Raw genomic sequence first — 26,232 nt, 5'->3', positions numbered from 1 at the left:
TGTCAAAATGAAAAACCCCGCCAGGTAGCGGGGTTTTACTTTTTCGATAGGGTATATCAGCGGTTTTCGATATCGACGTAGTCGCGGGTGGTCTCGCCCAGATACAGCTGACGCGGACGACCGATCTTGTTCTGCGGATCGGCGATCATCTCTTTCCACTGGCTGACCCAGCCCACGGTGCGCGACAGGGCAAAGATCGGCGTGAACATCGAGGTCGGGAAGCCCATCGCCTCGAGGATGATGCCCGAATAGAAGTCCACGTTCGGGAACAGCTTTTTCTCGGCAAAATACGGATCTTCCAGAGCCTGCTTTTCCAACGCCTTGGCTACCTGCAGCTTCGGGTTGTCTTCGATACCCAGCAGATCCAGCACTTCGTCGGCGGACTGTTTCATCACCTTGGCGCGCGGGTCAAAGTTCTTGTACACGCGGTGGCCAAAACCCATCAGACGGAACGGATCGTTCTTGTCCTTGGCGCGGGCGATGTATTCGGGAATGTTTTCGACCGAGCCGATCTCTTCCAGCATCTCAAGACATGCCTGGTTCGCGCCACCATGGGCCGGGCCCCACAGACAGGCGATGCCGGCCGCAATACAGGCAAACGGGTTGGCACCCGAGCTTGAGGCCAGACGCACGGTCGAGGTCGAGGCGTTCTGCTCGTGATCGGCGTGGAGAGTAAAGATGCGGTCCATCGCGCGGCTGAGGATCGGGTTCACCTCATATTCCTCGGCCGGGACGCTAAAGCACATACGCAGAAAGTTCGACGCATAGTCCAGATCGTTTCGCGGATATACGAAAGGCTGACCGGTGTGATATTTGTATGCCCAGGCCGCGATGGTCGGCATCTTGGCGATCAGGCGATGCGAGGCAACCTCGCGCTGATGAGGGTCCGAGATATCGGTTGAATCGTGATAGAAGGCCGACATTGCGCCGACGACACCAACCATGATCGCCATCGGGTGCGCATCGCGACGGAATCCACGGTAGAAATACTGCATCTGCTCGTGCAGCATGGTGTGACGCGTGATGGTGGATTCGAATTTTTCCAGAACGGGCGCGGTCGGCAGCTCTCCGTACAGCAGCAGGTAGCAAACCTCGAGGAAGTGGGATTTGCCTGCCAGCTGGTCAATCGGATAGCCACGGTGCAGCAGTTCACCTTTTTCGCCATCAATATAAGTGATTGTGCTGTCACAGCTGGCGGTCGAGGTGAAGCCGGGGTCATAGGTGAACACACCCGCAGTGCCGTACAGCTTGCGGATATCGATCACATCAGGCCCGGCAGTCGGCGAATGAATCGGCAGCTCATATGTTTCGCCATGCACGGTAAGAGTGGCTGATTTGTTGCTGTCGGTCATATTTTCCCTTCCTCAATCTTGCGCAAAACGGAACGCTGTCCGATCCTGCGGGCAACGGATGCGCGCACGCGCGCAGTCCGGGTGTTAGCGGAGCAGCGTTACCCAAATGTGAAGATCGGGTTTAGTTCGCTGCATCAGATAGCCGCGCCAGAGTTTCCTCCTGGCCCAGCACAAGCATCATGTCAAAAACCGAAGGAGTTACGGCCCGACCCGCCAGGACGGCGCGCAACGGCCCCGCCAGCTTGCCGAACTTGACGCCCTTGGCTTCCGCAAAGGAATTCAAGGCTTCCTCCAGTTCGCTCCGCGACCAGCTAACATTTTGCAACTGCGGCGTCAATTCATTCAGTATACCATCGGATACTGATGCCAGCGCCTTGGCCGCTTTCTCATCTGGTTGGATGGGGCGGGAAGTCAGGGCAAAATGGGCCTTTTCAAGTAGTTCCGGGAAGGTGCGGGCCCGATCCTTGAGGCAATACATCGCACGTTCCAGATCACTCGATTGTGTATCGGTTAGCGCTGGCAATTGGGCCGCATCAAGGTAAGCTTCGATTTCCTGCCGCAGTGCAGCATCGTCCGAGATAGCGATATGTTGCCCGCACAGATTTTCTAGCTTTTTCAGATCGAAACGGGCCGGGCTTTTGCCGATCCCGTCCAGATCGAACCATTCCTTCGCCTGTGCGTCGGTGAAAAACTCGTCATCGCCGTGACTCCAGCCCAGACGCGCCAGATAGTTGCGCATGCCGGCCGCAGGATAGCCCATGGCCTGATACTCCTGAGCGCCCAACGCGCCGTGGCGTTTCGACAGTTTCTTGCCGTCGGGCCCATGGATAAGCGGGATATGGGCCCAGACTGGAACGTCCCAGCCCATGGCCTGATAGATCATCATCTGACGAGCTGCGTTGTTCAGGTGGTCGTCGCCCCGGATCACGTGGGTCACCCCCATATCGTGATCGTCCACCACCACGGCCAGCATATAAACCGGTGTCCCGTCCGAACGCAGCAGGATCATGTCGTCCAACTGATCGTTGCGGATGGTCACGTCCCCCTGAACCTGATCGCGGATCACGGTCGCGCCGTCCTGCGGGGCCTTGATGCGGACCACAAAAGGTGCGTCTGGATGGGTCGCGGCGTCGGCGTCGCGCCAGGGGCTGCGGTACAGGGTCGATTTGCCCTCGGCCTTCGCTTGTTCGCGGAAGGCGGCGATTTCATCTTGGGTGGCAAAGCATTTATACGCCTTGCCCTCGGCCAGCAGCTGGTTGGCCACTTCGGCATGACGCGCCGCGCCCTCGAACTGGCTGATTACATTGCCATCATGGTCCAGACCCAGCCACGCCATACCTTGCAGGATGGCTGCCGTCGCCTCGGGGGTCGAGCGCTCGCGGTCGGTGTCCTCGATCCGCAGCAGGAACTTGCCACCGCGGCCACGGGCATAAAGCCAATTAAACAGCGCGGTGCGCGCGCCGCCGATATGTAGAAAACCGGTGGGCGAGGGGGCGAAACGGGTGACGACCTGATCGGACATTGTGTGGATTAACCTTTTGGTAACCGTGTCGGGCATAGTTTGGCGCCTGTCTAACGAGGCTGAGGGACGGGGGCAACCATGCGTGTTCTGGCCCGGGTTGAAGCCGCATTGCTGAACCAGACCGGGTACCTGTTTCCATGGTCTCCTGTGTGTCTGGCGATGGGGATCGGTCTGTATTTCTCGCTCCGGTTCGAACCGGCTTGGCAAGTCTACGTCTGTCTCGGCGTGGTCGTTCTTGCGGCTTGGGGGTTAGCCCGCAAGGTACGGTCCGGCTGGGCCTCGTTGGCAATCGGGGGGGCGCTGATCGCGGTCGGGTTCATACTGGCCGGTATCCGCGCCCATACGGTAGCAGAGCCGGTTTTGTCGTGGCGATACTATGGCCCGGTCGAGGGGCGGGTCGTCGCCATTGACCGCTCTGCGTCGGATGCGCTGCGGGTGACATTGGATCGGGTGCGGATAGGGGATGTGCCCAAGGATCGTCGGCCGCAGCGCGTCCGGCTCTCGCTACTTGGCCCAGTGGCGCAGATCGAACCGGGGCAGCGCATCATGACCACAGGGCATCTGTCGCCACCGCAAGGTCCGGTGGAGCCCGGTGGTTTCGACTTTCGCCGCCATGCATGGTTTCAAAGCCTCGGCGCGGTGGGATATACACGCGTACCGGTCCTGACGATTGCCGCAGCAAATCCCGAAGGGGTGCAGATCACAGCGTGGCGTATGGCGATATCCGGGCATGTCCGATCCATCCTGCCTGGTGAGGTCGGAGGTTTCGCCGCAGCCGTCACCACCGGAGATCGCAGCGGTATGGGTCAGAACACGCTGGAATCCCTGCGCGCGTCTAATCTGGCGCATCTTCTGGCCATCTCGGGCCTACATATGGGGCTGTTGACGGGCTTTGTGTATCTTGCGCTCCGTATCGGCCTGTCAGCAGTGCCCGTCTTGGCGCTCAGATGGCCTGTGCGCAAACTGGCTGCGATCGGGGCGTTGATCGCGGCGACGGTCTATCTGATGCTGTCAGGCGGTAGCGTTGCGACCGAGCGTGCCTTTGTCATGGTCAGCGTCATGCTAGGGGCGGTACTCATCGACCGCCGGGCCATTTCGTTGCGTGCGGTGGCCGTTGCCGCGCTGATCGTATTGATTCTGCGGCCGGAATCGCTGTTGAGCCCCGGTTTTCAGATGTCCTTTGCTGCCACCACCGCTTTGGTGGCTGTCTTCGGCCAATTGCGCGATGTCGGGCCGTTGCCTGGACCCAAATGGCTGAAACCAGTAGCCGGGTTGTTTATGTCCTCTGCAATTGCAGGGCTGGCGACGGCGCCGATCGGAGCGGCGCATTTTAACACGATGTCGCACTATGGCCTGGTGGCAAACATGCTGTCCGTGCCGGTCATGGGCATGGTCGTGGTGCCTGCCGCGGTGGTTGCTGCCTTGCTGGCCCCCTTCGGGCTGGAATCACTGGCGCTGGGAGTAATGGGGCTTGGGCTGGAGTGGATATTGCTGGTGTCCGAACGGGTCTCGGGGTTGGAGGGCGCCGTTGGACATGTCGCAAGCCCGCCCGGTTACGTACTGCCTCTCTGTGCATGTGGAGCGTTGTGGATCGCCCTTTGGCAAGGGCGTTCAAGATGGCTGGGGGTCAGCGCCGTGGCGGCTGCCTTTTTGCTGTGGGGGCAAGGCCAACGCCCCGAGGTTCTGATTGCTGATTCAGGCGGGCTGGTGGGCGTCATGACCGATCAAGGCCGCGCGCTGAGCAAGGAAAAAGGCAGCGGATTTATTGCGACGGTCTGGCTGGAAAACGATGGGGACGGGGTGGGGCAGCCCAATGCCGCGGCGCGTTGGCCTGAGCCGAGTGCTATCCAGCGGTATTTATGGCGCGGGAAAGAGCTGATTCACCTGACGGGAAAACGAGCAGCCTCGGGATTTGGGGACTGCACGTCGAACCAGATCGTGATTGCTGCCGTAGAGGTTGATCTGAAGGGGGACTGTGATCTCTATGATCCTGCGCGGCTGTTACAAACCGGCAGTCTTGCCCTGTCTGGAAGTAAGGTCATGACCAGCCGAAAGATTGTCGGAGACCGGCTGTGGTCTCCGAAAACACGCGGCGACAAACGGGCTCAGTAGCTTCGGATCAGGCCGACCAACCGGCCTTGTACCTTGACCTTGTCCTCGGGCAGCACTCGGGTTTCGTAGGCGGGGTTCGCGGCCTCAAGCGCAATCGCATGCCCACGCCGGAAAAACCGCTTTAGCGTGGCTTCCTGATCTTCGACCAGCGCCACGACGATATCGCCATTATCCGCGACCGAGGTTTCTCGGATCACCACGACGTCCCCGTCATTGATTCCGGCGTCGATCATGGAATCACCCCGCACCTCAAGCGCGTAATGCTCACCCTTGCCAGAGACCATTGTGCCCGGCACTGCAACACGGTGCGAGACATGGCTGATCGCCTCAATCGGGACACCGGCGGCGATGCGACCCATGACGGGCAATTCCATTGCGTCAACGGTCACGGGGTCAAAATTGGCTGGGCGCGGGCCATCGGGCCTGTCGCCTTCGATCACACGCGGCTTGAATGCGGCCGTAGGCTCACCCCCAAGGCTTTCGGGCAGTTTCACAATCTCAATCGCACGGGCGCGGTGGGCGAGGCGACGAATAAAGCCGCGTTCCTCGAGCGCGGTGATCAATCTGTGGATGCCGGACTTGGACCGCAGGTCCAGCGCCGCCTTCATCTCGTCAAAACTGGGGGGAACACCATCCGCTTGAACGCGTTTGTGGATGAATTCCAACAAATCCAACTGCTTCTTGGTCAGCATTGCTCACACCTCGTAGGTCATGCGTTTTCTTTTGTTCTACGCATGTTCACGTTTTGTGTCAATGGTTTTGGCGCATCAGATCGGCAGGTACTGAACCTCGTCCCCAGCCGAGCGCGCAGGGTCATGGGGCTGGCGCAATAACAGGGCGTTGGCTTGTGCTAGAACGCTTAGCAGCGAACTGTCCTGATCATCGCAGGCGCGGATGCCTTCATGGTCTAAAACGGCGCGCATGTAGTGTTCACGTGGCCCGTTCTGGCTGATATCGGCCGCCAGTTTTGCAGTGCGGAAGGGTTGAAGAACCTCTCCAATTCCCAACATCCGGCGGATCATCGGAACAAGGAAGAGATAGCCGCAAACCATTGCACTCACGGGATTTCCCGGCAGTCCAACCATCGCGCTTTGCCCTAATCGTCCGGCCATCAGAGGCTTCCCGGGACGCATCCGGATCTTGTAGAAGGCGCGCTCCATCCCCAAATTGCTTGAGACATCAGAGACCAAGTCGTAATCACCGACCGATGCGCCACCGATCGTCACGACCAGATCGGCCCCTTCAGCCAAACCAAACGCGGTTTCCAGAGACGATTGCGTGTCGCGCGCTATCGGCAGGACTCGCACATGTGCTCCGGTCTTCTCGAGCAACGCCTTGAGGCCGAAAGTGTTGGACGCGATGATCTGGTCAGGGCCGGGGATCTCTCCGGGCATGACCAATTCGTCGCCGGTCGAGATCAGCGCGACAACCGGCTTGCGGGCGACGGGTACTTCCGCAATGTTCATTGCGGCCATCAGCGCAACATCTTCGGGTTGTAACTGTTTGGGCGCGCACATTTTTGTGCCGCTTTTGAAGTCGACCCCGGCAGGGCGAATGTTCGTCTTCTCCCCTGGCTCGTCGGCAATGGTCAACAGATCGCCGCGCCGGTCGGTGTCCTCTTGGATCACGACGAAATCGGCCCCGTCAGGAACGGGCGCGCCGGTGAAGATGCGCACGGCTTGTCCCGGACCCACTGTACCTTGAAACCGCCGCCCAGCTGCAGCTTCGCCCACGACCTTGAACATGGCGTGCAGTTCGACCTCTGCGGCTTTGACCGCGTAACCATCCATCGACGAGGCCGCAAAGGGTGGTTGATCCCGTGTGGCAACGACGTCAGCCGCCAGGCACCGGCCTGCAGAGTCTGCCAAGGAAACGGTTTCGGACGGCAGGGGCGAAACCAGCTTGAACAGCAGCGCGCGGGCGTCTTCGACTGAGATCATGACGCCTCGTATCGACCTGATTTACCACCATCTTTCAGCAATACGCGAATGCCGCCGATCTCCATCGCCTTGTCCACAGCCTTGGTCATGTCATAGACGGTCAAGGCGGCGGCCGAGGCGGCCGTCAACGCTTCCATCTCGACGCCCGTCTGGCCCGAGGTCTTGACGGTCGCCTCAATCTGCACACCGGGTAATTCTGGGTCCAACGTCAGTTCAACCGCGACCTTGGTGACAGGCAGCGGGTGACATAGTGGGATAAGGTCCGGTGTTTTCTTGGCGCCCATGATTCCGGCCAGTCGGGCCACGCCCAGAACATCGCCCTTTTTGGCCCGGCCTTCTGATATCAAATCAAAGGTTTCCTGCGCCATTTTAATGTGTCCGGAAGCAACGGCGACCCGATTTGTAACCGCCTTTTCAGACACGTCGACCATATGCGCCTGACCCTGTGCGTCGAAATGAGTTAACGGCATCACATCACTCCGGGGATGAGAGGATTGGCCAGCAGGTGGCGCGTAGCCGAGGCGACGTCGCCTTGCCGCATCAGGCTTTCGCCTATCAGGAAACTGCGCGCACCATAGCGGGCCATATCTGCAAGGTCGTCGGGGGTGCTTAGACCGCTTTCGCAGACAATAGTGCGATCGCCGGGCACCAGTTTTGACAAGCGACGGGTGGTATCAAGAGTTGTCTCGAACGTCTTGAGATTGCGGTTGTTTATCCCGATCAGAGGGCTTTTGAGGCCTGTCGCACGCTCAAGCTCTTCCTCGTCATGCACCTCGATCAGAACGTCCATGCCCCAGTCGAAAGCGGTCTGTTCCAACTCTGCGGCCTGAGCGTCCTCGACCGAGGCCATGATGATAAGGATACAATCTGCCCCTAGCGCACGCGCTTCGACTACTTGATAGGGGTCATACATGAAATCCTTGCGCAGTGCGGGCAGCGAACAGGCGGCACGCGCAGCGGTTAGGAACGGTTTGTCGCCCTGAAAGCTGGGTGTGTCGGTCAATACGGACAGACAAGTGGCCCCACCCTCCGCATAGGCTGTGGCCAGGGCGGGTGGGTCAAAATCGGGACGGATCAAGCCCTTGGATGGACTGGCTTTCTTGATCTCTGCAATCAGGCCATACCCTGTGCGGGCGGCGGTCTGAATGGCTGCTGCAAACCCGCGTGTTTCACCGGATTCTCGCGCTTCTTCTTCCAGCGTTTCCAGTGATTTATGCGTCTTATCTGATGCAACTTCCTCAAGCTTATAGGCTTTGATTTTATCCAGTACCGTCCCGGTCATGCGGCCTCCTGAGTAATACGGGCCACCATGGCAATTTTGTCTTTCGCGTTTCCGCTGTCGATGCTTTCGGCTGCCTTGGCAACCCCGTCCTTGAGGTCCGAGGCCGCATCCGCAACCACCAGCGCGGCTGCGGCATTCAGCAAAACCGCATCCCGATAGGCCGATGGTTGGCCGTCCAGCAATGCTCGGAACGCAACCGCGTTTTCTTCGGGTGTGCCACCTAAGATGTCCTCGAAAGGGTGAACCGGCAGGCCAGCGTCCTCGGGGTGCAATTCGACCTCTTTGACGCGTCCATCCTCTAGCGCGGCAACCCAGCTTACACCGGTGATGGTCAACTCATCCGTTCCGTCGGATCCATGCACCAACCACGCGCGGTCGGCGCCCAGTAGACTCAAAGTCTCAGCCATCGGGCGGATCAGATCGCGGCTAAACGCGCCGGTCAGTTGCCGTTTGACGCCTGCGGGGTTGGTCAGCGGGCCAAGAATATTGAAGATCGTGCGCGTCCCAAGCTCTTGCCGTGTGGGCATGACATGGGCGATCGCCGGGTGGTGCATCGGGGCCATCATGAACCCGATCCCGGCCTCTTGCAGCGCCTTTTCAACTGTTTCCGGGCCGACCATAACGTTGATCCCCAACTGTCCCAGCGCATCAGCGGCCCCGGATTTCGAGCTGAGGTTGCGGTTTCCGTGCTTAGCTACTGTCACCCCGGCGCCGGCAACCACAAAAGCGGTTGCGGTCGAGATGTTCAGAGTGCCTTTGCCGTCTCCGCCAGTGCCGACGATGTCGATCGCGCCCTCGGGCGCTTGGACTGCGTTGCATTTGGCGCGCATGACAGCGGCGGCGGCGGCGTATTCCTCGACTGTTTCGCCCCGGGTGCGCATCGCCATCAGCAGCCCGCCGATCTGGCTGGGCGTGGCGGCACCGTCAAACAGAATGCCAAAGGCCTGTTCAGCCTCGGCGCGGGTCAGGGGCCGGTCGGCGGCGGCCCCGATCAGCGGTTTCAGAGCGTCGCTCATGCGGGAACTTTCATCTCGGACAGGAAATTCTTGAGCAGGGCGTGGCCGTGCTCGGATGCGATGGATTCTGGGTGGAACTGAACGCCATGAATAGGCAATTCTTTATGTTGCAGACCCATGATGGTGCCGTCCTCCAATTCTGCCGTGATTTCAAGGCTGTCGGGCAGTGTGTTACGGTCCACAACCAGCGAGTGATAGCGCGTCGCCTCAAACGGCGATGGCAGCCCTGCGAACAGACCTTTGCTTGTATGGTGCATGGTGCCCATCTTGCCGTGGACGATCTCGTGACAGCGGATGACGTCGCCACCAAAAGCCTGACCGATGGTCTGATGTCCAAGGCACACGCCCATCAGCGGTGTCTGGGTTTCTGCCGCAGCTTGGGTCAGGGCCAGGCAGATGCCGGCCTGATCAGGATCACAGGGGCCGGGGCTGAGCAGGATGCCCGCGGGGTTCATGGCCATCGCTTCTTGCACATTCAAAGCGTCGTTGCGCCGGATCACCATTTCGGCCCCAAGTTCGCCTAAATAGTGGACGAGGTTGTAGGTAAACGAGTCGTAGTTGTCGATCAGCAGCAGCATGTGAGCACTTGTCTTAGATTGGGCATTTCGGACTGGCGATGCAGCCCCGAGCCGCGATATAATGTCGGGACATACATGCTCAGGCTTGCGGGGCAGCGTCAAGAGGACATCCGACCTGACGCGCCTGCAAGGTGAGTGTCGCAGAAGACGGCACATTGACAGTCGACGCAGGAATTGGACGAGAGGCAATTATTATGGGCGGATTTGTGGGTGGAATGATCGCAGGTGCGGTCGTTGTATTGCTGCTAGGCGCGGCGTTGTCGCTGAATACCCCCCTGACGCGAAAACCGGAGGTGGTTGAAAAAGCCCCTGAACCGGCCGAGATCGAAGCCCCGCAAGTGACCGAGGCCGAGGTTGGCACGATCGCCGATGCTGATGTTTTAACGCTGCCTGCCCCTGATCCGGCCCCGGCGGATGCGCCCGACACTGTGGCAGGGCTGTCCGAAGTTGAAAACGCGCCGAACACTGTCCCCGAAGTGAATGAGACCGCCGTTCAGGTGGACAGCGCCGAGCAGGTTGAAACCACCGACGTGGCCATTGCAACTGAAGCTCCTGTTGCCCCACAGGCTCCGACCTCTCCTCAAGTTCCTGAAGCACTGGCCGAGGCTCCGCTGGCCGAAGACGTGCCTGCCGTGATTGAGGAGGCTCCGACACCTCCAGCCCCTGTCGAAGAGGTGGTGGTGGAAGAGGTTGCGCCAGCGGAAGACACTCCGGTTTCCGAGCCGCTGCCCGAGGTGGCCGCCGTTGAGCCGGAACCGGAAACGCAAGACCCCGTTGCGTTTGAGCCGAAGGATGAAGAACCGCCCCGTACCCTGCCGCGTATTGCCGCTGTGCCACAGATCGGGGCCGATCAGGCCACCGAGGGGACGCAGGGCGTCGGCCGGCGCGTTGTTCCCCTGACCGAGCGAGACGGCGGTGAACCCGTTGATGAAACTGCCGACGCGGCCCCAGTTTCTAACAAGCCGATCGAGGCTTATGCCGCCGAATTCGACCAACCCGGCTCGGTGCCACTAATGTCGATCATTCTGATCGATGACGAAGGCGCGTATGGGGCCGAAGCGTTGCAGGACTTCCCTTATCCGATCAGCTTTGCCATCAGCCCGTCCGACCCCGAAGCTGCGGAAAAGATGGCCCGTTACCGCGCGGCAGGATTTGAGGTTCTGGCGATGGCGGACCTGCCCAAAGAAGCCAGCGCGCAGGATGCCGAGGTCTCGCTGTCTGTATGGCTGGATATGCTACCTGAAACGGTTGGCATCCTTGAAGGGGTCGATACGGGGATTCAGGGCAACCGCAAGCTGGCTGATCAAGTTGCGGCTATCGCAGGCGGCACTGGTCGCGGGTTGATCACTCAAGACAATGGGTTGAACACGGTGCAGAAACTGGCCGCGCGGAATGGCATTCCGTCCAGCGTAATCTTCCGTGATATCGACGGTGCGCGTCAGGAGCCGAAAGTGATGCGTCGCTTTCTGGATCAAGCGGCCTTTCGGGCCGGGCAAGAAGGTTCGGTTGTGATGTTGGGTCGTTTGCGCCCCGACACGATCTCGGCATTGTTGGTTTGGGGATTGGAGGATCGTGGCGGTCGCGTGACAATGGCACCGATCTCGGCCGTGATGAAGCGACAGGTTCAATAGGCGCGTTAACTGCGCCTATTTTCAGCTATTGCCCGAACCGGTGAAGCGCGCCGCATCCTCAGCAGCGCGGCGGATGGCGTTGGATTTATGGACTGTTTCCATGAACTCGGCCTCAGGGTCGCTGTCATAGACCACACCGCCCCCGGCTTGGATGTAAAGCTTTTGATCCTTCACGATGGCTGTGCGCAGGGCGATACACATATCCATGTCGCCCCCCGCGCTGAAATAGCCGACACCGCCGCCATAGATACCGCGCTTTTCAGGTTCCAGTTCATCAATGATCTCCATCGCCCGCACTTTCGGTGCGCCTGAGACGGTCCCGGCGGGCATACCGGCAAAGAAGGCGTCCAGCGCGTCTTTGTCATCGGCCAGCTCTCCGACCACGTTCGAGACGATGTGCATCACGTGGCTGTAGCGTTCGATGATGAACTCTTCAGTCGGGCGGACAGTGCCAATCTTGGACACGCGCCCCGTATCGTTGCGGCCCAGATCCAGCAGCATCAGATGCTCGGCCAGTTCTTTCTTGTCGGCCAGCAGGTCGACCTCATTCGCCTTGTCCCCTTCGGGTGTCGCACCCCGCGGGCGGGTGCCAGCGATGGGACGGATCGTGACCTCATTGCCGAAGACGCGCACCAGAATTTCTGGGCTGGCGCCAACGACCTGAAATCCGCCGAAGTTGAAATAAAACATGAAGGGCGACGGGTTGGTCCGACGCAACGAACGGTAGAGCGCAAAGGGCGGCTGGGGGAAATCCTGCGTCCAGCGCTGCGCCGGGACGACCTGAAAGATATCGCCCGCGCAGATGTATTCCTTGGCTTTTTCAACCGCTTCCATGTAGCCGGACTTGGTGAAGTTCGACTGCGGAGTCGCGACTTCCGATGCATCGCCAAGATCGCGCGATTCAGCAGGCATGGCGCGTTCCAGATCCCGCACGGCGTCCATGACACGCTCGGCGGCCTGCGCATAGGCCGCTTTGGCCGATTGCCCTTCGCTGACCCAGGCGGGCGAAACAACCGTAACCTCGCCCTTGACGCCGTCCAGCACAGCTACGACTGACGGGCGCAGCATCACCGCATCAGGCAGCCCAAGCGGATCAGGGTTCACATTGGGCAGGTATTCCACCAGCCGCACCATGTCATAGCCCAGATATCCAAACAGCCCGGCAGCGGCCTGCGGCAGATCATCGGGCAGGTCGATCCGGCTTTCGGCCAGCAATGCCCGCAGGTTGTCCATGGGATTGCCGGTTTGCGGATCGAAAGCTTCGTGGTCGAAGCGGGCGGAACGGTTCAGTTCGGACGCTTCCCCCCGGCAACGCCAGATCAGATCGGGCTTCATTCCGATGATCGAGTACCGGCCGCGCACCTCGCCGCCTGTCACTGATTCCAGCATGAACGCGTCTTTCTGCGCGCCCGTCAGCTTGAGCATCAGCGACACCGGCGTATCCAGATCAGCGGCCAATCGGGTGTAAACGACCTGGTTCTCGCCTGCCTCATAGGCGCGGGCGAAGCTGTCGTATTCAGGAGTCAGGGCCATAGGGGTCTCTTAGTAGCTCGCTTGGACAGCGTTCAGGGCCTGTTGATCCACGACGGGACGGGCGCGAACCTGTGCGTCACGGACATAGGCGTCGAAAATATTCTGAGCCAGAGCTTGGTTCAACTGCGCCGCAAGGGCTTCGCGTGCCTGACGCAACTCGTCTGTCTCATCAGGCGGCAAAAGTTCTTCGAGCCGCACAACAAAGGCAGTACCAGTGCCAGGGATCACGCGCAGCTCATCCAGTTCCATGTCAAACACGTCCGACATGAAGGTTGCGGGAACGTCATCCAGAAAAGCGGTCCGGGTCAGGGCGTTTTCCACGCGGAAGGGCAGGCCGGTTTCAGTGAAATCGCCATTGCTCTCAAGCTGTGCAAGAACGGTTTTGGCCTGCTCTTCCAGCGCCTTGTCCGTCTCTGCCTGCACCCATGCGGCAATCACGCGCTCCCGGGCGCTGTCCAGGGGTTCCGGGCGGCGGGGCAGAACTTCGTCCAGTCGCAGGGCAAAGATTGAGCCGTCCTCAAGGAACGCAACTTCGGGGAAATCGCCTTCGTTCACGTCCTGTGCGGCAACGCGGAACCCGTCATAAGCGGCCACGCCATCTTCGCTTTGGCGAGTCCAGTCGATCTGGCCCAGTTCCATCTCAGTCTCGCCCACCAGCTCTTCCAAGGTGGCACCACCCGCCAGCAGGTCGTTGATGTCTTCGGCTTGCGCCTCGATCTGGCGGCGGGCACGGTCTGCGGCCAGTTCTTCACGCAAAATTGGAGCGGCGTCTTCGAACGCAATGATGTTTTCCGCTAGCGTGCCGTTGATGCGGAACAGTGCCGGGCCCAGAGGCGACGGAAGGGGGCCAACAACATCGTCCAGTTCGGCGGCAAATACGCCGTCGGCCGCGTCGCCAAGATCGTCCCGGGTCACGTCACCCAGATCGACATCGCTGAGTTCAAGATCGCGGTCGCGCACCAGAGTTTCGAACGTTGTGCCGCCGACAGCGATTTGCGCCATGGCAGTCTCGGCAGCAGCCTCGTCCGAAAATGGCAGACGCTCGACTAAGCGGCGCGCGGGCTGTTGGAATTCCTCCGAGCGCTGATCATAGAGGCGGCGCACCGCGTCCTCATCCACCTCAACGCTGTCCAGCAGCATGTCGGGCGACAGTATTGCATAGGTCAGCCGCTTGGTGCGGGGCAGAGTGAAAAGGTCGGCATTGCCGTCGTAAAAAGTTTGAACCTGCGCATCGGTGGGCTGCCCGATTGGCTCAGACAGGGCGTCCGCGCTGACGGTCGCAACAGTAAAGCTGCGTCGCGCGCCGACGAAATTGGTCATGACATCTGTCAGGGTTTGGGGCATCTCGACGCCGCCCATGATCGCGCCCTGCACGATGGTGCGCGCAGATTCCTTGCGCAGATCGGATTCGAATTCGCTGTCGGTCAGGCCAACCTGATCAAGCTGAAACTCATACGAGTCGCGGTCGAAACTTCCATCCACCCCCTGAAAGGCCGGGATGGCCAGAATTTCCTTTTGCAGGTTCTCATCCCCGATCGACAGGCCCAGCAGACCGACCTCATTATCCAGCGCGGCAAGCGCGGTCAGGCGCGAGAGGGCAAGCTGGTCCAGCCCGAACTCATGAGCCTGCGAGATTTGCATCGGTTGCCCGGTCTGGCTTTCGACGGCGCGGATTTCGCGTTGAAGCTCACGCACATAGTCGTTGATCGAGATATCTTCGTTTCCTACCTGCGCGACACTGCGCGCGGTTCCGGTCAGGCTTGTGGCCCCGAACCCGGCAAGGCCCAGCATCAAAAGACCCATCAGGATCCAGACAAAGGTCTTTGAAAGGTTTTTCATGCCTGCGGCCATGGTGCCCTCATTTGTGGTTTTGTGGCAGATTGCTGCCCTGTCGGTTGCGGCCTTGAATACGACGCGGACCGGCGGGGGGCAAGCTCAGAAGGTAGCGTCGGTCAGCCGATCGAACAATTGGCGCAAGCCTTTGCGGTCTAGATTGGCAAAGGCGATGCGGACCTGCCGCTTGCCGGCTGGATCGTCCTGCGGCATGAACATGGTGCCGGGCAAAAGCAGGATGCCGGTTTCGGCCACCATGCGTTTGGCCAACTCGTCCGAGGGCAAGTCAAAAGGGTGTTCGAAATAGGCGAAATAGGCGCCTAGCCCCAGAAGTTTCCACCCCTTTTCGGCAAGATCGGGCAACATGTCCTGAATGGCGGCGCGTCTGTCGAGAATCTCATCCCGTTCTCCGGCGACCCATTGCGACAGGTTCTGCATTCCCCAAAGGGCCGCGAATTGACCCATCTGACCGGGGCAGATGGCGACGGTGTCGAGGAATTTTTCGATCTCGGCCAGAAGGTTTGGGCTGGTCGCGATTGCGCCGACCCTGTGGCCGGTCAGGCGGTAGGCTTTCGAAAAGGAATAGAGATGCACCAGCGTCTCGTCCCAACCGGGTTGTTGGAACAAATCGTGAGGCGGGCCACTGCGGCTGTCGAAATCACGGTAGGTTTCATCGACCAGCAAGCGAATTCCGGCCTCTTGCGCCAGATCATAAAAGGCGCGGACCAGTTCCGCCGGGTATTCGACGCCACCCGGATTGTTCGGCGTCACCAGAGCAATCGCACGTGTTTTATCAGTAATCAGCGCGCGCGCAGCCTCGGGGTCAGGGAGCAAATCGTCCCCGGTTCGCAACGCGATGCTGCGTACCCCTGCCATGTCTAGCCACATTTTATGGTTGAAGTACCATGGGGTTGGTAGAATAACCTCATCCCCTTCGTCGGTGATGGCCGAGATAGTGGCGGCGAAAGCCTGATTGCAACCCGAAGTGATGGCGACCTGATCTTGCGAAAGGTCCGCGCCGTAATGGGTGCCGATTTGTTGGGCAAGTTCGGCCCGGAGTTCGGGGTTTCCAAGCACGGGCCCGTAGAGATGTGCGCTGTCTTCACTGACGGCAAACTCGGCCATGGCCTGACGCAAGGCAAGCGGCGGTGGATCGACCGGGGCAGCCTGGCTGACGTTGATCAAAGGACGGTCTTGAGTGAAGTCCACGCCCTCAAGCCAGCGGCGCGCCTCCATCACCGGAGGGGGGAAGGTGGCGCGGGTACGGGTTTGGGGCATGGCGGATCATTTTTTGCGAGGCTCTGCCTCGCGCTCCGAGGTATTTTTGAACAGAAGAAGGATCAGTCGGTGCCCCGGTAGGGTTCGACATATTGCAGGGCCATATCCCATGGGAAGAATATCCATGTGTCCTGGCTGACTTCGGTGATGAAAGTATCAACCATCGGGCGGCCTTTGGGTTTGGCATAGACAGTGGCAAAATGCGCCTTGGGGTACATGTCCCGGACGAGTTCCAGGGTTTTGCCGCTGTCGACCAGGTCATCGATGATCAGTACGCCGGTGCCGTCGCCCATCAGGCCGGCGTCCGGGGCCTTCAGAACTTCGGCTTCGCCTTGTTCCTGATGGTGGTAAGAGCGGACGCTGATCGTGTCGACGGTGCGGATGTCCAACTCACGGCTGACAATCATCGCCGGGGCCATGCCGCCGCGCGTGATGGCGACAACGGCGCGCCAGGCACCATCTTCGGGGCCTTGCCCGTCCAGACGCCAGGCCAGAGCGCGCGAGTCGCGGTGAATCTGATCCCAACTGATGTGAAAGCCTTTTTCGTGGGGCAGGCGGTCTTTGGCGCTCATGGATATTAACCTTTTTCAACGTCTGGTGCGTCAACGGCCTTCATGCCGACGATGTGATAACCTGAATCCACGTGCAGATTCTCACCGGTTACGCCTCCGCTGAGGTCAGACAGCAGATAGAGCGCTGAGTTGCCGACGTCATCAATGGTCACGTTGCGGCGCAGGGGCGAGTTATATTCATTCCATTTCATGATATAGCGGAAATCACCGATCCCGCTGGCTGCCAGCGTCTTGATCGGGCCAGCCGAGATCGCGTTCACACGGATGCCGTCTTTGCCCAGATCCTCGGCCAGATATTTAACCGAGGCCTCAAGCGCCGCCTTGGCCACACCCATGACGTTGTAGTGGGGCATGACTTGTTCTGCGCCGTAGTAGGTCAGCGTGACCGCGCTGCCGCCATTGGTCATCATCTTCTCGGCCCGCTGCATTACGGCGGTGAAGGAATAGACCGAGACATCCATGGTCAGTTTGAAATTGGCGCGCGAAGTATCAACATAGCGGCCGCGCAACTCGTTTTTGTCGGAAAAGCCGATGGCGTGGACGACAAAATCCAAATGTCCCCATTTCTTCGAAAGCGAGTTGAATAGTTCGTCAATCGACTCTTCGTCGCTGACGTCGCAGGGCAAGACGATTTCACTGCCCAATTGAGCGGCCAGCGGGTCAACCCGCTTTTTCAGCGCATCGCCTTGATAAGAGAATGCAAGTTCGGCCCCTGCGTCAGACAATGCGCGGGCAATCCCCCATGCGATTGATTTGTCATTCGCCAGTCCCATGATGAGGCCGCGCTTGCCGGCCATCAACTGATTTGACATGTTCGGTTCTCCGCCTGTCCTTCGCATTATGTTGGGATGGTTTATGCCATTGGATGGCCTGCATCAAGGCCGTGTGCTCTTGCCCGTGGCGGGTTCTCGCCCTAGGGTGAACATTAAGAGTTTCCAGGGGATGGAAATGAGCGAACGAGACGGCATTTTCGCCGGTACCGATCCGTTTGAAATAGCGGCGCGGTGGCTGGACGACGCCAGGGACAGTGAACCGAACGATCCGAACGCGATTGCCCTGGCAACCGTGGATTCGACAGGTATGCCAAACGTGCGGATGGTCCTGCTGAAAGAGATCGAGGCTCAGGCCTTTGTGTTCTACACGAATTACGAAAGTACCAAGGCGGCCGAGTTGGACAGTGCCGGGAAAGCTGCTTTTGTGATGCATTGGAAATCTTTGCGGCGTCAAATCCGAGTTCGTGGTACAATAACTCGGGAAAACGGACCACAAGCGGATGAATATTATGCGTCCCGATCCCTAAAAAGCCGGTTGGGTGCATGGGCGTCGAAACAGTCACAGCCGCTCAGCAGCCGGACGGCTCTGATGGCTGAGGTTGCAAAGGTGACCGCAAAGCTGGGGCCGAATCCACCGCGTCCACCGTTTTGGGGTGGATACCGGTTGGAGCCGACAGAGATCGAATTCTGGGCTGACGGAGCCTTCCGTTTGCATGATCGGTTCCAGTGGCGGCGTGAAAACGCAGAGACTGAGTGGCAGATACAGAGGCTGAATCCATGACATTCACGTGCCGCGAAATGCAACACTCGGAGTTTAAAGGGTTTTTTCAGCTTGAAATCGTGGGGCAATCCCATACACATCAAAACCTTAACGAATTATTAAAACGCGCGATAGGAACACTGTGCCAGACGACCTGAACAACATGTACCGCGTACGTGGACACGTGAAATGGTTCGACCCTGCCAAGGGGTATGGCTTTGTTGTGTCCGATGAGGGTGGCCCGGATATTCTGTTGCATGTAAATGTCTTGCGGAATTTTGGCCAAAGCTCGGTCGCGGATGGTGCCGGCATTGAGATCATGACGCACCGCACCAATCGCGGTGTTCAAGCGGTCGAGGTGATCAGCGTAGATCCTCCGGCGCGCGCCGACTCTATGATGCTTGCCGATTTCGCCGAGTTGGACCCTGTGGCCATAGCCGAAGCCCCATTGGAAGCTGCGCGCGTAAAATGGTTCGACAAGGGCAAGGGATTTGGATTCGCCAATGTGTTCGGTCGGGACGAAGACGTGTTTCTTCATATTGAGGTTTTGCGCCGGTCTGGTTTGGCCGATTTGCAGCCGGGCGAGGCTTTGGCGATGCGGGTGATCGATGGCAAACGTGGACGTATGGCCGCGCAGGTTCTGGCCTGGGAATCCGCGCTTGATAGCTAGAGCATGATGATCAGGGTTCTTTCGGTTGCTGCGACGATACTATCGGTATGGACCGGAACGGCCTTTGCGTCCTGTAGCGCGGATCGCGTGAACCTGAAAAATGAAAAGTCTCAGATCAGCTTCGATATCGAACTTGCCGTGACACCGCAGGAACGTGCGCGCGGTCTGATGTTTCGGGAATCCATGCCGCAACGGGCAGGGATGCTGTTTATCTTCGATCCGCCGCAGCGGGTCGCGTTCTGGATGAAGAACACACTGATTCCCCTGGATATGATTTTTGTGAATCGCGCAGGTGAGGTCGTGAATGTGCATAGTGATGCCATCCCCGGTGATTTATCGCTGATTGAGGGCGGTGATTCGGTCTATGCCGTGTTGGAGATCAACGCAGGGCTGGCGCGGCGTTACCTGATTGAACCGGGCACGCAGATGCAGCACGAAGTTTTTTCGCAAGGTCCTGCAATTTGGCCCTGTTAGGGCTTTTCAAATCAGAACGGCCCCGTTAGGAAGGCGCACGGTCCGGGGCGTGGCGCAGTCTGGTAGCGCACCTGTTTTGGGTACAGGGGGTCGTAGGTTCGAATCCTGCCGCCCCGACCACTTCCTTTCAAGCTGGAGCACCGCCCATCGCGCGATAAAGCGCGGTAAGGGCCTTGTCCAATTGTTCGCTTTCGACGGGCACCTGAATGTCGGGCGCATTCTGGCGCGGTACGTTGAAATAGAGTTCAGCGTCGACGCGGTATCCTCCGGAGTTTTTGGTCGAGGTTAGGCGCATCACGCTTTTGGGCAGATCCTGCGGGTAACCATCATAGTTGAGAATCAGAAAGGCCGTCGTTTCGGGGGGCAGCAACTCGGTGCATTCGAACAGGCGATTCCCGACACGCCTGAAATCTTCTCCAGGGCCATCACAGCCGACTTCGAACGTATCGAACAGCCGCGTGGGATAGGTTTCAAACTGCGCGCTGCGGGATGGAGGGGGCACATCTTGTGGTGTGCAGGCCACGATCAGTCCCATCAGGGGAAGGATTCCAATCTTCGACATCTCTGCTCGTACCTTTACTTCGTGCTGCGTTGGTCGGCGAAGCTGTTTTCGCGCCGAACAAACGCAGGGATGATTCTATTCGAGTTTAGATATCTTAACTTCGGTTTATCAAATGCCGATAACTGTGCCGGAAATCACGGTTAATTGTTCTGCAGAATTTTGCGCCGGTCCATTTGAACCCGTGGATGAACCTGTGGAGGAATCGGCCCACCCCGTTCAGCGCCATTTGAGAGATCTTTGGTCAATATAAAAGATTCCAAAAATGACGGAAAAATGACGTTGACGATCTATGGCCGAATACGCCAGATTGTATGGGCCGAATATGATGCCACTAAATCTGGTAGGAAATCCGGAGCGCGGCATAGGGCGAGGGTCGGAAAGCACAACATAGAGACGTGCAACCGTTGAAACGGAATTTCGTTGCCATTGGCAGCGACCGGTTCCTTGCGCCCAATTTTCTGGCACGGCCAAAGGTTCGCTTTCTCGAACTTGAGGCGACAAGGACAAGTGATTGAATCTAGGGCGGCGGACATGAAGATTGACAGAAAATTCACCAAATCAGGACAAGACGCTTATGCGGAGCTGGACTTTGTTTCGGCAACGTCAGAAATCCGTAACCCTGATGGTACGATTGTTTTCCGTCTGGATGATATCGAAGTGCCCTCCAGCTGGAGCCAGGTGGCAAGTGATGTCATCGCCCAGAAGTATTTCCGCAAGGCTGGTGTTCCGTCCAAGCTGAAGAAGGTCAAAGAAAAGGATGTACCTGAATTCCTGTGGCGTTCGGTCCCTGCGGATGGCGCGGAATTCGAAGGTGAGACTTCGTCCAAACAGGTGTTCGACCGACTGGCGGGTGCATGGGCCTATTGGGGGTGGAAGGGCGGCTATTTCTCGACCGAGGAAGACGCGCGCGCCTACTTTGACGAGATGCGCTACATGCTGGCCACCCAGCGTGCCGCGCCGAACTCGCCGCAGTGGTTCAACACTGGCTTGCATTGGGCCTATGGAATCGATGGCCCGGCGCAGGGGCACCACTATGTCGACTATAAAACCGGCAAGCTGACCAAGTCGAAATCTGCCTATGAGCATCCGCAGCCGCATGCGTGCTTCATCCAGTCCGTCGATGATGATCTGGTGAACGAAGGCGGCATCATGGATCTTTGGGTGCGCGAGGCGCGCCTGTTCAAATACGGCTCGGGCACCGGGACCAACTTCAGCCATCTGCGTGCTGAGGGCGAAGCGTTGTCGGGTGGCGGCAAGTCTTCGGGCCTGATGGGCTTTCTCAAGATCGGCGACCGCGCCGCTGGCGCGATCAAATCAGGCGGTACAACCCGTCGAGCAGCAAAGATGGTAATCGTCGATGCAGATCACCCCGATATCGAGCAATTCATCGAATGGAAGGTGATCGAAGAGCAGAAGGTGGCCTCGATCGTTGCCGGATCGAAGATGCACGAGAAGATGCTGAACGGCATTTTCGAGGCCATCCGCAGCTGGGACGGTGCCGCTGATGATGCTTATGATCCGAACAAGAATGACGGCCTGAAAACGGCTGTGCGCGAGGCCAAAAAGGTCGCGATCCCCGAGACTTACATCAAGCGCGTGCTGGATTATGCCAAGCAGGGTCATGACAGCATCGAGTTCCCGACCTACGACACGGACTGGGATTCAGAAGCCTACAGCTCCGTCTCGGGCCAGAACTCGAACAACTCGATCCGCGTGACCAACGCGTTCCTGACCGCCGTTGAGAAAGACGCCGATTGGGAGCTGATCAACCGGACCGATGGTAAGGTCGCAAAGACCGTTAAGGCCCGCGATCTTTGGGAAAAGGTTGGACATGCGGCATGGGCCTGCGCCGATCCGGGCATTCAGTTCCACGACACGGTCAATGAATGGCACACATGCCCAGAAGATGGTGAGATCCGCGGCTCGAACCCGTGCTCGGAATACATGTTCCTAGATGACACGGCCTGTAACCTGGCGTCGATGAACCTGCTGACCTTCCTCAAGGATGGTGAGTTCCAGGCGGCTGACTATATGCACGCCTCGCGTCTGTGGACCCTGACGCTGGAAATCTCGGTGACCATGGCGCAGTTCCCGTCGAAGGAAATCGCGCAACTGTCTTATGACTTCCGCACCTTGGGTCTGGGCTATGCAAATATCGGCGGTCTGCTGATGAACATGGGCTACAGCTACGACTCGGATGAGGGGCGGGCAATCTGTGGCGCGTTGACCGCGATCATGACAGGTGTGGCCTATGCGACCTCTGCCGAAATTGCCGGTGAGCTGGGTGCGTTCAAAGGCTATGAGCGGAACGCCGATCATATGCTGCGTGTCATCCGCAACCACCGCCGTGCTGCGCAAGGTGTGACCGAGGGCTATGAGAAGCTGGCGGTAAAGCCGGTGCCTCTGGACCACGGCAACTGCCCGGACAAACGTTTGATCGACTTGGCCATGTCGGCCTGGGATGAGGCGCTGAGCCTTGGCGAAAAGAACGGCTATCGCAACGCGCAGGCCACTGTGATCGCCCCCACCGGCACCATCGGTCTGGTGATGGATTGCGACACCACCGGGATTGAGCCGGACTTTGCGCTGGTCAAGTTCAAGAAGCTGGCCGGTGGTGGTTACTTCAAGATCATCAACCGTTCGGTGCCTTCGGCGCTGGAGAAGCTGGGCTATTCCTCGTCTCAGATCGAAGAGATCGTGGGCTACGCGGTCGGCCACGGCACCATCGGGAACGCGCCGGGGATCAATCACACCTCTTTGACCGGCCACGGCTTCGGTCCGAACGAACTGGCGAAAGTGGATGCTGCGCTAGAAAGCGCCTTCGACATCCGGTTTGTCTTCAACCAGTGGACGCTGGGCGAGGATTTCTGCACCGGCGTTCTGGGCATCCCGGCCACCAAGCTGAATGACCCGACCTTCGACCTGCTGCGTCACCTGGGTTTCACCCGCGCAGATATCGAAGCGGCGAATGATCACGTCTGCGGAACCATGACACTGGAAGGCGCGCCGCACCTGAAAGAGGAACACTATTCCATCTTCGATTGTGCCAACCCGTGCGGCAAGAAAGGTAAGCGGTTCCTTGGGGTTGACAGCCACATCACCATGATGGCAGCGGCGCAGAGCTTCATCTCGGGTGCGATCTCGAAGACGATCAACATGCCGAACGATGCGACCATCGAAGACTGCCAGAAGGCATATGAGTTGTCGTGGTCGCTGGGTGTGAAGGCGAACGCGCTGTACCGCGACGGCTCGAAACTGTCTCAGCCTCTGGCCGCTGCATTGGTTGAGGATGATGATGAGGCCGCCGAGGTTCTGGAAAGCGGCACACCGGCCGAAAAAGCTGCCGTGCTGGCCGAGAAGGTCATCGAGAAGGTCGTCGTCAAGGAAATCGTCCGGTCTCACCGCGAAAAGATGCCCGAGCGTCGGAAGGGTTATACTCAGAAAGCCATCGTTGGCGGCCATAAGGTCTATCTGCGGACGGGTGAGTATTCGGATGGCTCGTTGGGTGAGATCTTCATCGACATGCACAAGGAAGGCGCTGGCTTCCGCGCGATGATGAACAACTTTGCCATCGCGGTCTCGGTCGGCCTGCAATACGGCGTGCCGCTGGAAGAGTTCGTGGACGCCTTCACCTTCACCAAGTTCGAACCGGCGGGGATGGTGCAGGGCAACGACTCGATCAAGAACGCGACGTCGATCTTGGACTACATCTTCCGCGAGCTGGCCGTCAGCTATCTGGACCGCACTGATCTGGCCCATGTGAAGCCCGAAGGCGCGACCTTCGACGATATCGGTCGGGGCGAGGAAGAGGGCGTCTCGAACGTCTCGGAAATCAGTGAAACAGCGGCCTCCAAGTCATTGGAAGTATTGAAGCAAATCAGCTCGACCGGGTATCTGCGCAAGCGGTTGCCGCAGGATTTGGCCATGTTCACGCCGCAAGCGGATGCAACCGGAATGGCGGAACCTGCCGCCGTGTTCGAAGCCCCTGCTGAAACCGCAGTGGCGACCGGTATGGACGCCCGCACAAAAGCCAAGATGCAAGGGTACGAGGGCGATCCCTGTGGTGAATGTGGAAATTACACGCTGGTGCGCAACGGCACCTGCATGAAATGCAACACCTGCGGTGCGACCAGCGGGTGTAGCTAAGGCAAACGCCCCGTCAGGCGGGGTGTAGGGACCTGGGCTTTCCCCCGAATGCCCGGTCCCGACGAAAACGGAAGAAGGCGCCGAGACTTACCTACGATGCCTTTTTCCACTCGGCCGACATGCCCGTGTCGGTCGGGAACAGGGTGGGGCGGAATATTGCTCTTTCCCACTCTCTCACGGGACGGGTGCGCTCGTCCCATGCGCAGTCCAGGCCGCAGGCAAAAAAACACCGGGCGGTCAACGAGATGAGCCTGGATGGCGAAACTTAAAGGGGGCCTCGGCCCCCTTTTTTTCAAATACTTACGTTGGCAAATGAATGTTAAATTTCTCGCGAATCGCCGCGTCCAGCATAGGATCGAACCGTGCGGGTGACGGTGCGGACAGGATTTCCTCTTTCCGGGCCGTGGCCTTGGCGATCAGGTCAGGCTTGTCCAATTCGGCCCATTCTTTGGGTGACGTTCGGTCGCCATAGGTCGGATACACGTAATCGGCTTGCATCCGGCTGAGCGTTGCTTCGGTGCCCAGATAGTGACCGGGGCCGCCCATGCAGACCTCGGCCATCTGATCAAGGGCAAGGGTCTCGTCCGTAACCTCGATCCCCCGCACGCAGCGCTGCGCTTGACCGATAAGATCGTCCCCCAAGATAAGGCTTTCAAAGCAAAATCCAAGAAGAGAGGCGTGCATACCAGCGGCCTCATAGACCATGTTCACCCCGGACAGGCCGGCCATAACGTTCGAGCACATCTGCTCCCATCCGGCCTGCATGTCGGGCAATTTTGAATCTGACGCACCAGCGGCGGCACCGCCCGGCAGATCGTAGAAATGATGCATCTGGGCGCAGCCTGCGGTCAGCAGCGCTTGTTCGCCCGACCCGATGGACATCGCGCCTGTGCGCAGGTCCAAGCCAAATGGCCATGTTCCAAAAACCGCAGGGGCCCCAGGGCTTACGGCATTTACGTAAACCAACCCTGCAAGACATTCCGCCGTCGCCTGAGCGATTGCTCCCGCGATAGTCGACGGTGCGGTCGCCCCCGCCATTCCGGCCGAGAGCAGCAGAACCGGCATTCCAGCTTTGATACATTCCTCCATCACTTCGCAGCTTTCGGTGGCGAATTTCATCGGAGGCACTACGAAACAGTTCGAATTCGACACGAAAGGCCGCTCACGCCATTTGTCCTCGCCGCCAGCAATCATGTGCAGCATTTCCACTGCGGGGGCTACATGGCTAGGTTCGGTGAACGAGGTGCCGATATGTTTGAAGGTGCCGGAGCAAGCGGCATAGACCGTGTTCAGATCCATTTCCAGATTGTCGGTGATGTCACGACACACCATAGGGCGTTGAACAAAATGGATATTGTCCAGTTGCTGGCAGATGCGTGCGGCGTCGTGCAGGTCTTGCACGGTCGAATCGCGGTACTCTCGCCCCTCCACATCGACCATGCTGACAGCGGCGCCTGCGGTGCCATAGTGGACGCGGGTACCAGACAGCTCCAGATCAGTTTGCCCATCGCGGCTGTGCAGGGTTACCGAGCGGTTCGCCTTGGCGATCGTATCCTCGACCAGTGCGCGCGGAAACCGGATGCGTCCGTCCTCGCCCAAGGTACAGCCAGCGCCCACCAGATAGTCGATTCCGCTTTGCGGTGCATCGGCAAGTCCGATGGTTTCCAGCGCTGTCAGCGCGGCTTGGTGTATTTGCTCAACCTGTTGAGCGGTCAGAGGTTTATACGTACCGCCCTTAAGGCCGGGGCGCACTGGGCGCAGGTGATCGGGTAGGGCCGTGGCGCGGGCAGCACGGCGCGCGGCGCGTCCGCCGCTGCGCGAGGATGTACGGGATTGGTCGTTCATTTCAGGATCCGATAGATGAAAAGCGTACAGGGTGGCGTCAATTAGCGCCCGAATGGACGCCCCCGCGCCGCGCGACCGCGATCCGCCCCGATTGTACGGCTGATCAACCGGATTTTCCAAACATCGCTTTGCATGCGGATCCTCGCTTCGTGACGTTCAGTCTTTCAATCCGAAACGTCGCAATCTGTTCTGTTTGCGACCTGATGGGTCAAAAGCGAAACAATCCGTGTCGTCAGATCGCTTAGGTGACGTAAAGTAAAGAAAAGACCCCATTTTGCGGGAAATCTGTTATACTTCGGTCACTTGTTTAACAGCTTTTCGTGATCTCAATTGAATTTTAACCATTTGCATAC

At 58.9% G+C, this 26,232-nt stretch carries 21 protein-coding genes and 1 tRNA gene; 7 read left to right on the top strand and 15 right to left on the bottom strand.

The genetic code is table 11. The features are described from left to right. Positions 1–56 precede the first annotated feature (56 nt). On the bottom strand, positions 57–1,352 hold the full coding sequence (gltA, locus tag GOV79_RS03710) for a citrate synthase (RefSeq protein WP_170774233.1): 1,296 nt from the start codon (positions 1,350–1,352) through the stop codon (positions 57–59). A gap of 121 nt (positions 1,353–1,473) precedes the next feature. Beyond that, positions 1,474–2,874: a glutamate--tRNA ligase gene (gene gltX, locus GOV79_RS03705; RefSeq protein ID WP_170788978.1), complete on the bottom strand. Its 1,401-nt coding sequence runs from the start codon at positions 2,872–2,874 to the stop codon at positions 1,474–1,476. Positions 2,875–2,952: 78 nt separating this feature from the next. On the opposite strand from gltX, the gene GOV79_RS03700 reads away from it, so the two are divergent. After that, a complete protein-coding gene (locus GOV79_RS03700; RefSeq protein ID WP_170788648.1) occupies positions 2,953–4,986 on the top strand; it encodes a ComEC/Rec2 family competence protein in 2,034 nt (677 codons plus the stop codon). Here the strand turns inward: GOV79_RS03700 and lexA are convergent. From lexA to GOV79_RS03670, 6 genes are all read right to left on the bottom strand, one after another. Further along, positions 4,980–5,678 carry a transcriptional repressor LexA gene (gene lexA / locus GOV79_RS03695; RefSeq protein ID WP_170782463.1) on the bottom strand — a complete coding sequence of 233 codons (699 nt, stop codon included), beginning with the start codon at positions 5,676–5,678 and terminating at the stop codon, positions 4,980–4,982. The two genes, GOV79_RS03700 and lexA, sit on opposite strands and share 7 nt — an antisense overlap. Before the next feature lie 75 nt (positions 5,679–5,753). Next, positions 5,754–6,926 (bottom strand): molybdopterin molybdotransferase MoeA, encoded by a 1,173-nt coding sequence (locus tag GOV79_RS03690; RefSeq protein ID WP_170788647.1) that lies wholly within the window; start codon positions 6,924–6,926, stop codon positions 5,754–5,756. Next, positions 6,923–7,396, bottom strand: a complete 474-nt coding sequence (moaC, locus tag GOV79_RS03685; protein WP_174839406.1) for a cyclic pyranopterin monophosphate synthase MoaC — start codon at positions 7,394–7,396, stop codon at positions 6,923–6,925. The genes GOV79_RS03690 and moaC overlap by 4 nt, the downstream gene beginning before the upstream one ends. Continuing rightward, complete coding sequence (gene trpC / locus GOV79_RS03680; protein ID WP_170788645.1) at positions 7,396–8,208, bottom strand: indole-3-glycerol phosphate synthase TrpC; 813 nt, start codon at positions 8,206–8,208, stop codon at positions 7,396–7,398. The genes moaC and trpC overlap by 1 nt, the downstream gene beginning before the upstream one ends. Beyond that, a complete protein-coding gene (trpD, locus tag GOV79_RS03675) occupies positions 8,205–9,224 on the bottom strand; it encodes an anthranilate phosphoribosyltransferase (protein WP_170788644.1) in 1,020 nt (339 codons plus the stop codon). Before trpD ends, trpC begins: the two co-directional genes overlap by 4 nt. Further along, the gene (locus GOV79_RS03670; RefSeq protein ID WP_170788643.1) at positions 9,221–9,802 is read right to left on the bottom strand and encodes an anthranilate synthase component II; all 582 of its coding nucleotides are present in this window, start codon (positions 9,800–9,802) and stop codon (positions 9,221–9,223) included. Before GOV79_RS03670 ends, trpD begins: the two co-directional genes overlap by 4 nt. Positions 9,803–9,996: 194 nt before the next feature. Here GOV79_RS03670 and GOV79_RS03665 point away from each other — a divergent pair, with 194 nt between their 5' ends. Beyond that, on the top strand, positions 9,997–11,433 hold the full coding sequence (locus tag GOV79_RS03665; RefSeq protein ID WP_170788642.1) for a divergent polysaccharide deacetylase family protein: 1,437 nt from the start codon (positions 9,997–9,999) through the stop codon (positions 11,431–11,433). 21 nt (positions 11,434–11,454) lie between these two features. Here the strand turns inward: GOV79_RS03665 and trpE are convergent, their stop codons facing one another. From trpE to fabI, 5 genes are all read right to left on the bottom strand, one after another. Continuing rightward, a complete protein-coding gene (trpE, locus tag GOV79_RS03660) occupies positions 11,455–12,966 on the bottom strand; it encodes an anthranilate synthase component I (RefSeq protein ID WP_170788641.1) in 1,512 nt (503 codons plus the stop codon). Between the two features lie 9 nt (positions 12,967–12,975). Continuing rightward, positions 12,976–14,817 (bottom strand): peptidyl-prolyl cis-trans isomerase, encoded by a 1,842-nt coding sequence (locus GOV79_RS03655; protein WP_170788640.1) that lies wholly within the window; start codon positions 14,815–14,817, stop codon positions 12,976–12,978. Between the two features lie 84 nt (positions 14,818–14,901). After that, on the bottom strand, positions 14,902–16,077 hold the full coding sequence (locus tag GOV79_RS03650; protein WP_170788639.1) for an aminotransferase: 1,176 nt from the start codon (positions 16,075–16,077) through the stop codon (positions 14,902–14,904). 62 nt (positions 16,078–16,139) lie between these two features. Further along, positions 16,140–16,649 (bottom strand): xanthine phosphoribosyltransferase, encoded by a 510-nt coding sequence (gpt, locus tag GOV79_RS03645; RefSeq protein WP_170774211.1) that lies wholly within the window; start codon positions 16,647–16,649, stop codon positions 16,140–16,142. A gap of 5 nt (positions 16,650–16,654) precedes the next feature. Further along, positions 16,655–17,461, bottom strand: a complete 807-nt coding sequence (gene fabI / locus GOV79_RS03640) for an enoyl-ACP reductase FabI (protein WP_170788638.1) — start codon at positions 17,459–17,461, stop codon at positions 16,655–16,657. A gap of 136 nt (positions 17,462–17,597) precedes the next feature. On the opposite strand from fabI, the gene pdxH reads away from it, so the two are divergent. The 4 genes from pdxH to GOV79_RS03620 all read left to right on the top strand — a co-directional run bounded on the left by pdxH (position 17,598) and on the right by GOV79_RS03620 (position 19,446). Further along, positions 17,598–18,203, top strand: a complete 606-nt coding sequence (gene pdxH, locus GOV79_RS03635) for a pyridoxamine 5'-phosphate oxidase (RefSeq protein WP_170788637.1) — start codon at positions 17,598–17,600, stop codon at positions 18,201–18,203. 142 nt (positions 18,204–18,345) lie between these two features. Further along, positions 18,346–18,852 carry a cold-shock protein gene (locus tag GOV79_RS03630; protein WP_174839411.1) on the top strand — a complete coding sequence of 169 codons (507 nt, stop codon included), beginning with the start codon at positions 18,346–18,348 and terminating at the stop codon, positions 18,850–18,852. A 6-nt stretch (positions 18,853–18,858) separates the two neighbouring features. Then, complete coding sequence (locus GOV79_RS03625; RefSeq protein WP_170788977.1) at positions 18,859–19,326, top strand: DUF192 domain-containing protein; 468 nt, start codon at positions 18,859–18,861, stop codon at positions 19,324–19,326. Between the two features lie 43 nt (positions 19,327–19,369). Continuing rightward, positions 19,370–19,446: transfer RNA gene (locus GOV79_RS03620), tRNA-Pro, on the top strand. Between the two features lie 7 nt (positions 19,447–19,453). On the opposite strand, the gene GOV79_RS03615 is transcribed toward GOV79_RS03620, so the two are convergent. Continuing rightward, a complete protein-coding gene (locus tag GOV79_RS03615; protein ID WP_170774202.1) occupies positions 19,454–19,888 on the bottom strand; it encodes a hypothetical protein in 435 nt (144 codons plus the stop codon). Between the two features lie 531 nt (positions 19,889–20,419). Here GOV79_RS03615 and GOV79_RS03610 point away from each other — a divergent pair. Next, positions 20,420–24,034 carry a vitamin B12-dependent ribonucleotide reductase gene (locus GOV79_RS03610; RefSeq protein WP_170774201.1) on the top strand — a complete coding sequence of 1,205 codons (3,615 nt, stop codon included), beginning with the start codon at positions 20,420–20,422 and terminating at the stop codon, positions 24,032–24,034. Positions 24,035–24,334: 300 nt separating this feature from the next. On the opposite strand, the gene GOV79_RS03605 is transcribed toward GOV79_RS03610, so the two are convergent. Further along, positions 24,335–25,879 carry a trimethylamine methyltransferase family protein gene (locus GOV79_RS03605; protein WP_170788635.1) on the bottom strand — a complete coding sequence of 515 codons (1,545 nt, stop codon included), beginning with the start codon at positions 25,877–25,879 and terminating at the stop codon, positions 24,335–24,337. Between the last annotated feature and the right edge of the window lie 353 nt (positions 25,880–26,232).

This window comes from Ruegeria lacuscaerulensis, assembly GCF_013034745.1.
Lineage (GTDB): Bacteria > Pseudomonadota > Alphaproteobacteria > Rhodobacterales > Rhodobacteraceae > Ruegeria > Ruegeria lacuscaerulensis_B.
Note: the sequence above shows the minus strand (reverse complement) of the source record. Positions and strands in the feature narration are given on the sequence as shown.